This is a genomic window from Bacillus sp. 491mf, assembly GCF_900112415.1.
GTDB lineage: Bacteria > Bacillota > Bacilli > Bacillales > Bacillaceae_G > Bacillus_A.
Window position 1 is genome coordinate 1 of the sequence record NZ_FOLV01000006.1, and the last position, 12,422, is coordinate 12,422.

12 protein-coding genes and 1 pseudogene are annotated in these 12,422 nt (G+C 34.0%); 9 read left to right on the forward strand and 4 right to left on the reverse strand.

Going from position 1 to position 12,422, the window contains the following annotated elements; genetic code table 11:
* The 3 genes and pseudogenes from BM211_RS08250 to BM211_RS08260 all read right to left on the reverse strand — a co-directional run.
* A pseudogene (locus tag BM211_RS08250) lies at positions 1-849 on the reverse strand (IS3 family transposase); the annotation flags it as partial.
* Positions 850-986: 137 nt separating this feature from the next.
* Positions 987-1,439: a spore coat protein gene (locus BM211_RS08255; RefSeq protein WP_035431126.1), complete on the reverse strand. Its 453-nt coding sequence runs from the start codon at positions 1,437-1,439 to the stop codon at positions 987-989.
* Between the two features lie 13 nt (positions 1,440-1,452).
* On the reverse strand, positions 1,453-1,653 hold the full coding sequence (locus tag BM211_RS08260; RefSeq protein WP_035431128.1) for a hypothetical protein: 201 nt from the start codon (positions 1,651-1,653) through the stop codon (positions 1,453-1,455).
* A gap of 889 nt (positions 1,654-2,542) precedes the next feature.
* Here BM211_RS08260 and BM211_RS08270 point away from each other — a divergent pair.
* Positions 2,543-3,466: a serine hydrolase domain-containing protein gene (locus BM211_RS08270; RefSeq protein ID WP_141771608.1), complete on the forward strand. Its 924-nt coding sequence runs from the start codon at positions 2,543-2,545 to the stop codon at positions 3,464-3,466.
* Between the two features lie 183 nt (positions 3,467-3,649).
* Here the strand turns inward: BM211_RS08270 and BM211_RS08275 are convergent, their stop codons facing one another.
* The gene (locus BM211_RS08275) at positions 3,650-3,973 is read right to left on the reverse strand and encodes a YqzG/YhdC family protein (protein WP_090996268.1); all 324 of its coding nucleotides are present in this window, start codon (positions 3,971-3,973) and stop codon (positions 3,650-3,652) included.
* 413 nt (positions 3,974-4,386) lie between these two features.
* Between BM211_RS08275 and sleB the strand changes: the two genes are divergently transcribed.
* The 8 genes from sleB (at position 4,387) to BM211_RS08315 (ending at position 12,302) form a co-directional block, all read left to right on the forward strand.
* Complete coding sequence (gene sleB, locus BM211_RS08280; RefSeq protein WP_090996270.1) at positions 4,387-5,154, forward strand: spore cortex-lytic enzyme; 768 nt, start codon at positions 4,387-4,389, stop codon at positions 5,152-5,154.
* 18 nt (positions 5,155-5,172) lie between these two features.
* Positions 5,173-6,513: a germination protein YpeB gene (gene ypeB, locus BM211_RS08285; RefSeq protein ID WP_035431142.1), complete on the forward strand. Its 1,341-nt coding sequence runs from the start codon at positions 5,173-5,175 to the stop codon at positions 6,511-6,513.
* Between the two features lie 18 nt (positions 6,514-6,531).
* On the forward strand, positions 6,532-7,137 hold the full coding sequence (locus tag BM211_RS08290; protein ID WP_090996273.1) for a YhcN/YlaJ family sporulation lipoprotein: 606 nt from the start codon (positions 6,532-6,534) through the stop codon (positions 7,135-7,137).
* 628 nt (positions 7,138-7,765) lie between these two features.
* Positions 7,766-8,257, forward strand: a complete 492-nt coding sequence (locus BM211_RS08295) for a GNAT family N-acetyltransferase (RefSeq protein ID WP_371261861.1) — start codon at positions 7,766-7,768, stop codon at positions 8,255-8,257.
* 25 nt (positions 8,258-8,282) lie between these two features.
* Complete coding sequence (locus BM211_RS08300) at positions 8,283-9,305, forward strand: homoserine dehydrogenase (RefSeq protein WP_090996276.1); 1,023 nt, start codon at positions 8,283-8,285, stop codon at positions 9,303-9,305.
* 215 nt (positions 9,306-9,520) lie between these two features.
* Positions 9,521-10,279: a DUF3959 family protein gene (locus tag BM211_RS08305; RefSeq protein WP_090996279.1), complete on the forward strand. Its 759-nt coding sequence runs from the start codon at positions 9,521-9,523 to the stop codon at positions 10,277-10,279.
* Positions 10,280-10,488: 209 nt separating this feature from the next.
* Entirely contained in the window at positions 10,489-11,625 is a 1,137-nt protein-coding gene (locus BM211_RS08310) for a hypothetical protein (protein WP_090996282.1), read from the forward strand.
* Between the two features lie 221 nt (positions 11,626-11,846).
* Positions 11,847-12,302 (forward strand): DUF6155 family protein, encoded by a 456-nt coding sequence (locus BM211_RS08315; RefSeq protein WP_231559677.1) that lies wholly within the window; start codon positions 11,847-11,849, stop codon positions 12,300-12,302.
* The last annotated feature ends 120 nt before the right edge of the window (positions 12,303-12,422 follow it).

Below are 12,422 nucleotides of genomic sequence, written 5' to 3' on the forward strand. Positions count from 1 at the left end.
TATGTAGAATGAGACCTTCTGGTGGTTTCTGTGTATAGTAAGCGTTTTCTAACGCTTTTACCACAAGGTCTGTTGTCATATTTCGTGAAAATGAATACCCAACAATTTTTTTAGAATACAAATCCATCACAGATGCAAGGTAACACCAACCATCTTTTTGTGTGTGAATATAGGTAATATCCGCTACCCACTTTCCATTGAGTGTCGTGGTAGAGAAGTCCTGTTCTAATAGATTTGTCCGATCTTCTACAGTTGATTTTGATGAATGTGGTTTGTATTTTTTTAAGATAATAGAACGAATATTTTCTTTTTTCATGAGCCGTTGCACACGCTTTATGCTTACTTGTACACCTTGTTCCAACAGTATTTGATGAATCTTTGGTACACCGTAACGCTCGTCGCTATATTGATGGATTTGTTTAATTTTTTTGGTTAACTCTTTATTTTCACGACTACGCTTTGACTCTGTTTTGTGCTGAGATTGGTAGTAAGAACTTCTTGCTATTCCAAGAGTTTGGCACATCATGTGAACAGAGTACGATTGTTTTTGACAATCAATAAATTGGTGTAATTCTGTATCTTTTATTTTCTCGCGAATATGGCCATAGCCTTTTTTAAAATTTCATTCTCTTCTTTTAGACGAAGCATTTCTTTTTTCATCTGTTTTAGATCTTCTAGTGTTATTTCATCTTCATCAACTGATGTAATAGGAGAATATATTTTAATCCATTTATAAACGGTTACTTCTGATACGCCATACTCGCTGCTTAATTGTTTGACAGGTTGTCCCGAACGATATAATTCAACAACCATTTTTTTAAACTCTTCATTAAATTTCTTGTTTGTCATACGGACACTTCCTCCTTGAAATCCATTGTAAGGACTTAACTAAGTTGTGTCCATATGACTATACTAACTCTATCCCAATTGGAGGGGAATTAGGGAAGTGTTTTATTTACAACCTTGCTAGGAAAGTTAAATTATCTTTATAAAACGTTTAGTTTAACTAATAAAGCTAGTAAAATTTGAAGAAGGATTTGAATATTTACTGCTATATCAGTATCTGTAGTAGTTACTGAAACATTTCTAGAATTTCTAATAATAGTACGTTGTTTATTAATTTGTGAAATAGCTGATTTTTGAAAAAGCTCTTGTGCAATTTTATCAGCTTTTTCGCTATCTGCGATAGATATGCTTAAAATAGCAATAATTGCTGCTTGTAATGAGGCTTGAATCGATAGTGCCACTTTTGTATCTGTTGTAGTAACTTGAACATCAGCGGAATCAACAATCGCTATATATTCTTCGGATAATTGATAGATTTTATTTTTTTGCTTAGCTTCTTCTGAAATTGTTGGGTCGTAGAATGATGGATGAGGCTTTGAAGAATCTAGTGCGTTCCACTTTTTATCTTGGTTTGGATACCAAACTCCAGACATAAACTCTCTCCTTTTAGTCTAAAATATTATTAATTTGATTTTGTAATTCAGAAAAGATTTTTTTGATTTGTGCTTTTTTCTCTGAGGGTAATTTTTTTAGAGATGAATCTGTTATACCATTTCTATTTAAAATATCTGAAAGTACTATATTGAATGTTTCATTTTTTTGTTTTCCATCAAGTGTTGAAGAAATCATTTTTTTCAAATCATCCATTCCAATATCCCTCCAAATTGGGTTTAAATTATTAGTTAGTATTATCTAACTAGAATCATCATATGAAATATGAATAAATATGGTTTGGACAAATATCATTTAAAAAAAGTTTCTACAATATTTTTTAGTAAATAATGGCTTGTGTTGGTCTTAATAGCCGGACAAGATTATTTCACTTTTTTTCGGTACTCTGCATCTAGACGGTAAATCCGTTGACCACGGCAAGACTTTATCAATTTCTTCTTTATTGTTTAAGTTTTTCCGTTTGTATTTATAAGAGCCATTGCCTTTGTAATTAATACCTACTTATTAAAAGGAAAAGAAAATAAGAGAAACGGCACGTTTAATACAGGATTACTACGTAGTTTTTGGTTCAATACAATAATGTGGTTTGTGTGGAACCTTTTTGAGTTAGATATAAATCCTGAAGGGTCTTTAGTGGAGTGGTTAATTGAATTAATAGGATTATATTTTATCAACCCGTTGTGTATATTAGGATATGTGGTTCTTGTCATGATGTGGATATGGAGATTAGGGAAAAAACTACAAAAGAGTTGGACAGCTCGAAAGAAAAAAAGAAAATGAATTTGGATAAGATATGATAAGTGTATAGGAAAATAATCCAATATGTTACTGAATAATAAAGTTGTTGAAAAGTAATAAATTCATTTAGGGATAGCACTACATCACTATCAAGCTAAAAAGAATGGGTTACCCCAATACAATAAAAACGAGCAAAATGCACAAGTTTTTCGTTCTGGGGAGTATTATGGGATGTTAGCTTGATGGGCATGCGTCAGGACCCCTAAAAAGAGTAGAAAAAATCTACTCTTTTTTTGTTTCTCATATTAAATTTCGTTATAATAAGTCAAATTAGCGCTAAGTAGTAATGGAGGAGTTTCTATTGAACTTGTCAGAATTAGAACATACATTGAAAAAGAAAAAAGTAAATGCTTTTCTCGTTTATCAACAAGGTGAAATCGTTACAGAATATTATAAAACAGAGAAATGTGCACAAAGTGTATATAAAATGAATTCCATAACGAAAAGTATTATCTCTATTCTAATTGGCATTGCAATTGAAAAAGGATATATCCATAGTATTCATACACCCATTGTAGAGTGGATTCCAAATATGCCAAAAGAAAAGCAATTACTAACAATGTATCATTTATTAACGATGACAACGGGAGAAGAGTGGAACGAGTTCGGTGACGGTGTTATTTTCCCAAATGATTTTGTAGAGTCAAAAAACTGGATTGACTATATTCTTAATAAACCGATCATTGAACAACCAGGAACAAAAATGAATTATAATTCTGGTTCTTCTCATATATTAAGTTACATTTTGCAATTAGCGACAGAGATGACAACAGCAGCGTTTGCCGAGAAATATTTATTTGAACCATTACACATTACGAACTATGAATGGCAACAAGATCCACAAGGCATTTTTGTGGGTGGTTTTGGCATGAAAATGAAACCTAAAGATATGCTGAAAATCGGTCTATTATGTCTACAAAACGGTTATTGGAATGAACAGCAACTCGTGTCTTCAAATTGGATCGAACAATCGCATCAAAAACAATTTACTACCTATAAACATATTGGAGCATACGGATTTCACTGGTGGGTATTAGATAGAGATATATTCAACGTGCCATATCATACATATTTTGCGATGGGATATGGAGGACAATATATTTTAATCGTACCTCAATTAGAACTCACCGCAGTTATTACTAGTCAGATGCCGAAACGAGGTTTAGTACCACTCAAATTGTTTGTGAAACATTTGCAAGAGATGCACTAAAAAGATAGGTTTTGTTCTGTAAAAAAACAAAACTGTTTACTGGAATTTTATTACATATGATATTAAAGCCAGGATTTACGTATTTACACACTATCCAAAGCATCAGTAATGGAATTGAATTCATTTTATTTTTGTTGATTCACCTTGAAAAATGCTTCTTCTTTATGTGCGGCAAGTTGGTATTTATCTAGGGGTTTCTTTAAAAGAAATATTGATAAATTTCTCTGTTTTCGTTTCAAACTCTACATCAACAAATACCCCAAATTCTTTTCCGCTCTTGTCACGCAACCATAGCTTAAATTTTTCCACTGATATATTTTCTGTTTTCGGTCTTCTTCCAATATGAAGATAGTCAATAATATCAACTTGTGGGTATTTTTCTTTCGTCATTTGCACCGCGATCTTTCCCCATTTCGCATATGGAGGCTGCGCATGAACAGAAGCAAAAGGGGTATATATAAACAAAACCATTGCGGCAAGGCTGATACATATAAATAAACGTGTCATAATAAGCTCCTTTATCGCATTTTTTATCCCGCATTAACGGGCAGTAATACTCCCACCTCAAAATTCGGCGAAAGCATTGTCCAGCTCTAGCGGCTAGAATCTCCGGCCGTTTCGCCCCCTCGGACGAGGCAAAAAGCGCCTCTCTGTCAGGGGCTCCAACGTCCTGCGATTCTGAACGAGCCGCTTCCGCTTTTCTTAAGAAGTTAGGTGGGAGATAAACTGCCCGTAAAAGCCCGATTGGTTCAACTAATAATCAGTGGGGAAGCCCCCCTCACTGATTAAAGTTTCACTTTATAGTGTTTACACTTAGGCATATTCATATGAATGTGCCTTTTTTTGTCTTCATTACATAAAACCGCAAGATTTACAAAAAATAACCTTGAATTCATCGTCATATTCAAGGAGGTTGAACTATGCAGCGTAAAGCTTTCTTCAAAGTACCACTTCTACTTATTACAGTGGCGGCTACTTTGTTGGTAAGTAGTGTTCATGAGAAAGAGGTAAAGGCTTTTTCAAATCAAGTTATCCAAAAAGGAGCTTCTGGAGAAGATGTAATCGAACTACAATCAAGACTCAAATACATTGGATTTTACAATGGGAAAGTAGATGGTGTCTTTGGGTGGGGTACATATTGGGCGCTTCGGAATTTTCAACAAAAATTCGGATTAAAGGTTGATGGACTTGCTGGTACAGCTACAAAACAGAAGCTCGTTAAAGCTACCAAATACGAAAAGCAACAAAGTAACACAGCGAACAACCAAGGTAATAAACCATCACAAAATAATAAACCAGCACAAAATAAAGGCACAAATGTTCCGAATGGATACTCGCAAAACGACATTAAAATCTTGGCAAATGCTGTATATGGTGAATCGCGAGGTGAACCATATATCGGACAAGTTGCTGTTGCAGCTGTTATTTTAAATCGTGTTAGCAGTTCAAATTTTCCGAACACAGTTGCAGGAGTAATTTATGAGCCGCGTGCCTTTACTGCTGTTGCAGACGGCCAGATCAATTTAACACCAAATGAAACAGCAAAAAAAGCCGTGCTTGATGCAATTAACGGATGGGATCCATCTGGAGGAGCATTGTATTACTTTAATCCTGATACAGCAACCAGTAAATGGATTTGGGGACGCCCGCAAATTAAGAAAATTGGAAGACACATTTTTTGTCACTAGTTAGGAGGTGGATGAGATATGTTTAGAGGTTTATTAATTGTTTTATTAACAATCGGAGTTGTAGGAACAGGATATTGGGGATATAAAGAGCACCAAGAAAAAAATGCGGTATTAATACATGCTGAAAATAACTACCAGCGAGCTTTCCATGATTTAGCCTATCAAGTCGATATATTACATGACAAAATCGGAACAACATTAGCAATGAATTCAAGAACATCATTATCACCTGCATTAGCGGATGTGTGGCGCATCACATCTCAAGCACATTCTGATATTGGGCAATTACCACTAACGTTACTCCCGTTCAATAAAACAGAAGAATTTCTATCAAATATCGGAGAATTTAGTTACCGTACAGCTATACGTGATTTAGAAAAAGAACCATTGAATGACGGGGAATATAAAACACTCCAGCAACTATATAGTAATGCTGCGAATATTCAAGATGAACTGCGTAAAGTGCAGCATCTAGCCTTAAAAAACAATTTACGTTGGATGGATGTTGAACTGGCACTTGCTTCTAATAAAAATCCAGCCGATAACACGATTATTGATGGATTTAAAACAGTAGAAAAAAACAGTAATGCTTATTCACAAAGCCCTTTTGGACCCACGTTTACAAGTTTGCAGACAGAAAAAAAGGGTGAAATGCACATATCTGGTCCAAATATTTCAAAAGAACAAGCATTAAATATTGCTAAATCTTTCCTTAGCTTAAAGGGGGATGAAACGATTTCTGCAGAAAAAAGCGGAAAAGGAGCAAAAGAAAAATTTTATAGCATTACAGTAAAAGACCATAAGACAAATAGTGAAACGAATATGGACATTACTGAAAAAGGCGGTTTTCCAATTTGGGTTATGAACAACCGTGAAGTAAAAGAACAAAAGATTAGCTTAAATGAAGCAGGAGAAAAGGGACTTTCCTTTTTAAAACAAAATAAATTCAAAAATATGGAGTTATATGAAAGCTCCCAATACGATTCTATTGGCGTTTTCACATTCGTCACGAATCAAGGCAACGTGCGTATATATCCAGAATCCATTCAAATGAAAATTGCGCTTGATGACGGTTCGATTGTTGGCTTCTCTGCCAGAGACTATTTAGCATCTCGTAAAGATATAAAAATTCCAAAACCAACATTATCGGTTTCGGATGCACGGAAGAAAATTAATCCTAATTTAAAAGTTATGGAAGAGCGTGAAGCGATCGTTGTAAATGACTTGCATAAAGAGGTACTATGTTATGAATTTTTAGGAACACTTGGGAAAGACACTTATCAAATCTTTATTAATGCCAATAGTGGTATCGAAGAAAAAGTGAAAAAACTACAAAGTGTAGAACAAATTTTTGATTAATGAATAGGAGTGACACCTTTGAGGAAAACCTTATACTTTTGTATCTGTTTACTTCTATTAGCAAGTTGCAGTACAAAAAAGAATGATCATACAGCGAATCCTAAACCAACTTCAAATACAGATCAAAATACAACAAGAAACGTAACATATAAAGAAAATACACGTAAAACAGATGAAACAAAAGCTGATCATCTCGCAAATATTGCTTCAAACATACCTGGTGTAAGAGATGCAACGGCTGTTGTTCTAGGTAAGTATTCCATTGTTGGTATCGATGTAGGTGCTAAGTTAGATCGTACAAGAGTAGAAACAATTAAATACTCCGTTGCCGAGAGCTTAAAGCACGATCCACAAGGTTCTAACGCAGTTGTAGTTGCTGATTTAGATACGTACGAACGTTTAAAACAAATTGGAAAACGGATTAAAGAAGGAAAAGCTGGCGAAGGCATTCTCGATGAACTTGCGGCTATCGTAGGACGAGCGATGCCGCAAGTGCCAAATGATTTATTAGAAAACAAACAGACCAATCCAGTTAAAGAAAACAATCAACAATTACCAAAAGACGAACAAAATGAATTAAAACAAGAACAAGTTGACCAATCTAATCAACATTTAAAACGATAAAACAGAATCCCCCTTTGGATTTGAGTAACCAGAGGGGGATTTTTTTGAGAATAATCAAGATATTTGATTTGAAAGTTTGATGAAATGAACTGATGAGTGGAAAATGTTTTGTTAAAAATTAAAAATATGAAGAGGTCATGAATGTAAAAATGAAGTTATAGTAGATGTTATAGATAGGTAATCTAATGTTTTTTCATTGAGAAAAAATTTTGGGTTTATGGAAAAACAGACAAGTTAGGAAAAATAATTAAAAAGATATGGGATTAATAATATAAGAATGACACCTACAACAGTCACGGATATAATTTTTATCAAATCCTTTTTTACTTTTTTATCCAAGAAAAGTACCTCCTAAATTATTTATTGTTACTTTGGGATAATTAAAAATCTGTTGTAATAAATGCTAACATAATTTTCTGGTAATTCCCATCGGTAATATTCATTTTAGTAGTTGAAAAAACTTGTTTATATAGATTTGGAAAAGGAAATTCGGTAACGATTATAAAAGTGTTAATTTTATTTTTACTAATACATATATTTAAGACTGAAAATTTCATTTATTCCTAAAAATAGTGTATGATTTTGTATGAAAGGAAACATACGTTTTATAACTGGGGGAATAAATGTAATGAAAATGAATCAATCTATTCAACTCGTTCCATATACAGAGAAATATAAAGAAGCTTTACAAACCTATACGTTACCTGAAGAACAAGTGCAATTTACTGCACATCCAATGGAACTTTTAGATAATGCGAAGCAGGACTCCACTCGAAATCCTATTGTTATTTTAGCTGATGGCAAGCCAGTAGGTATTTTTTCATTGCAATCTGGAAGTCGTGTGCAAGAATATACAACGAAAGAAAACTCTTTGTTACTCACTTCATTTTCAATCAATTACACTGAACAAGGAAACGGATATGCAAAACGAGCGTTGCAACTGCTATCCAGTTATGTAGAGTCATACTTTCCGAATATAGAAGAAATTGTATTGGCAGTAAACGAAAGAAATATTCCTGCGCAAAAATTATATATAAAAGTTGGATTTGAAGACAGAGGACAACGCCGAATAGGAAAAATTGGACCGCAGCTGGTTTTAAATTTACCTTTAAAAAATTAACATGCAAGAGTTAGCGGAGGATCTTATGCAAATCAAATTAATACTTGCCGGTTATGGCACCGTTGGAAAAGAATTTGTAAAACTAATTCATGAAAAATCGTCATTTATTCAAAAAGAATTTGGATTAGAGTTAAACCTTGTTGGAATTATTGGACGCGATTTGAAGTTATATCATCCAGAGGGGCTTTGTGCCGATACTTTACTGACACTAGGAGAGGGATCAGCAGCTTTACATAAATACATCGAACAACATCCAGTTCATAACGAAAACATGATAGGGCATGTTTTTATCGAGTCTACACCAACCAATCTTCAAAATGGAGAGCCTGGAAAAGAATATATATTAGAGGCAATAAAAAAAGGAATGGATATTGTCTCTATTTCCAAAGGGGCACTTGTTACATCATTTAAAGAAATAAATGAAGCAGCTCGAGTCGCAAATGTACGTATCTGCTATAGCGGTGCAACAGCCGCTGCGCTACCTACACTAGATATTGGTCAGTTTAGTCTAGCGGGATGTAAAATTGAGCGCGTTGAAGGAATTTTAAATGGGACAACAAACTATATTTTAACGAAAATGCATGAGGATGGCACTTTGTATGAAGAGGCATTACAGCAAGCACAGAAAAAAGGAATCGCTGAAACAAATCCATTATTAGATGTGAGTGGAATGGATAGTGCTTGTAAATTGTTGCTACTATCAAACAGTTTACTCCGTACTGAATATACACTTGAAGATGTGAGTATTAGAGGAATAGAAAACGTATCAAAACAAGATATCCAGAAAGCAAAAGAACAAGGAAAACAAATCAAACTACTAGCAAGAGCATATACAGGCGATGACGGAAAAGTGCGGCTTGAAGTACAACCATATGCAGTAGATCAGAACCACTCACTCGCAAGTGTCACAGGAACCAAAAAAGGAATTACTTTTTATACAGACACGATGGGATCAGTCACCTCCATTGGCGGAGCTTCCAATCCAAGAGGAGCGGCAGCCGCAGCTTTAAAAGATGTGATCAATTTGTATCGAAAAGATAGGATATAACCTTACATACAACTATGAAACAAATCCCGCTTATTTATAAAAAGCGGGATTTGTCATACTCTCATATAAAAGTAGTAATCTATTGTCAATTATCGTTATGTTTTTTTATTTACTTTTTGGTATAAGTAGGATTAAGATATTTTTTAAGTATGTATACAAAACAAAAAAATACTATTATGCTATAGAAGTTAGAAAGCAGAAAGGAATTGAGAATTGTGAAAAAACTTGATGTACTGTTAATGGTGCTCAGCATCCTGTTCCCAGTTACAGGTATAATGAAACAAATGCCGCTACAATTATCATTATATATAGGCGGGTTATTGTTTTTAACTAGTTTTGGGAGTTATCATGCAAAACGAATGCATTCACGAATATGTAGCTGGATAGCTTATGCAGCATTTATCACACTCTTGCTGGCAATTTGGAATCAATACATAACAGTCGATTCTTTAATAGCAAACGCAAAAATTGCTGCATGTATTGCTGTAATCCCGTTTTTATTCCGATTCCGTACATATGCCATTACGCTAGGATTACTCGCATTATGGGGCGCAATGCTTTGGGATATAAAACAAATTCAATCACTAGCAGTTCTTCAGCGATTGATGAACCTACTCACGTCAGAACGTTTGTATTTAGTTATTTTAGTGGCAGGTTTCTTACTCGGCGGATTGCTTGCAATCGCACTGCATCGTGATAATAGTAAGCAAGAAAAAACAAGCACATTTAAACAAAAAAAGAATCGAATGAGACCTACATTTAAAATTCGCATTCCAAGTTTACCAAGATTAAAATTTAAAATGCTTAAGTTCGGTAAAAAATCTTCTAAACAGCGAGACACTCGCACGTATGAACGAAATCATCAAGAAACAGCACCAACTTACAGTGCAACGCCAACAGAGCAACATAATGATGTTGGAACAGCGCAAGGACAAACGAGAATGGAACGAAGAAGAAATCGTTATAATGCATAGCGAATGTTCTTGTATAACTATAAAAACCCGTAATGTCTGGATTTTAGAGCATTGCGGGTTTTTTCGCTGTATAATAAACCTATTAAATATCAAAAATTTGAATAAAAAATAATTTAAAAGTACGTTTTTTGTTTAAAATTAGCCGTTGTTCAATCGGAGGGAATATTTTATAGTTATATATATAGAAAAAATTAACAACGGGAGGCGTCATGAAAGATAATTATGTACTCTCCTTTTTACAACCGCAGTATCCAGATCTAGCCGAGATTGCATATACCATAGAAAAGAGCGTATACGATGATCCACATGGAGCACTTGTTAAAGCTCATCAATTTGGAGAAGCTGTTGCAAAAGAGATTTGGGATCAAGAAAATTTACAAAGTGTATATGAGATAAAGCATGTAGAACGCATACATAAGTTATTTCGTGAAGGAATTATCGATGAAACATTCCTTGGTTATTTTGATTTAATCCGTTCCATCGGCAATAAGGCTGCTCATGATGCCCAATACGGAAGTATGGTAGATTCAATCCGAGTGTATCGAATTGTTTTTAAAATCGCAGTTTGGTTTATAGAGTCATATGGCGATGTAAACTTTCAAGCTCCGGACTATCAAGCTCCAGAGATGCCGCAACAGACATCAGAGATTTATAACGATGAATTAACAGAATTATTAAGTAAAACAGTGGAAAAAGCTATTGAAACATCCATTCAAACAACGATACAAGAAGTATTTGGAATGATGCAGCAGCAAGAAATGCTTAATGTCGTTCTCAAAAATGAAGAAGAAACAAAAGTTGTTACTTCAAATGAAGAGAAAACAGAGCCGGTACTTGATACAACTTTTGATTTAATTCCATACCTTCAAAAGCACAATTTAGATGTAATTGACAAACGTGAATTTGGAGGTACAGTATGGGTGCTTGGCGGCTGGGAATTAAATGCAATTTTATTCCCATTAAAAGAGAAGGAAATATTCTTTCGTTATACGGCAAAAGGAAACCAGGTAACGGAAGGAAAAGCAGCTTGGTTTTTATTTGGTTCATACGTAATAAATGGAAAATCAAAAACGAAAACAAACAAGAAAAATGAAATAACATCCAAACAAGATGTACAGCAAGAGCAGGCAGGAACAACGCAATTTGATCTTATGACATATCTGAAAAAACAAAATATTGAAGTGATAGATAAGCGCGATCGCGGCGGAGCATTATGGATCATCGGCGATTGGGAGCTTAACGAAATTTTATTCCCTCTAAAAGAATATAAAATTTATTTTCGCTATGTGGCGAAAGGAAATCGGACGACAAAGCATAAACCGGCTTGGTTTTTGATGGGGAAATAATGTAAAAAAGCGTACGTCTTTACGATTAGATGTACGCTTTTTTATGTAAACGATAGTATACCTATTTTGTATATTTTTAAGCAGTAATAAATTCTTTTTAGTTAGATCTTTAATTTCATTGATTTCAAATAGTTTTTTTTACAATCCAAGGTGCTTTCTTTTTAATATAAGAAGAGGATTTTTTTGCTTACTAGATAATATAAACAAAGGAGTGGTCACTTTTGCAAAAAATAAAAATCCCGACGCTAAAAAAAGAATTAAAAGAATATAACCAGACAGAATTAATTACGCTAATTGTTGATTTATTTAAGATGAATAAAGAAGTACAACAATATTTATCCAGCAGATTTTTAGGTGATGAAGTGAACGAAGAGTTACATAAACAATTGCGAAAGAAAATTGAAAATGAATTTTTCCCAGAGCGTAGTTTACCAAAATTAAGACTAGCTGATTTAGAAAAAATGATTCTCAGCTTTCAAAAAACAACAGAAGATCCAATTAGAACGATTGATTTAATGCTGTATTATGTAGAAATGGGTGTAGATTTTACAAGATCTTATGGAGACATAGGTGAAAAATTTTATAATAAAATTTTATCTATGTTTGCAAAATTAGTAGATTTATGTGAAGAAGATGAGGCTATAGACCCTATGCTGAGAGATTATCAGACCTTTTAAGTAATAGTGTGGAAATCGCTTGGGGATTTCCTGAAGAATTAAGTGAGTTATATTATTGTATCCCTTGGTTAGAAGAGGAAGAATAATGTAAAGGTGCTACCAAGCATGCCAAATAAAAAA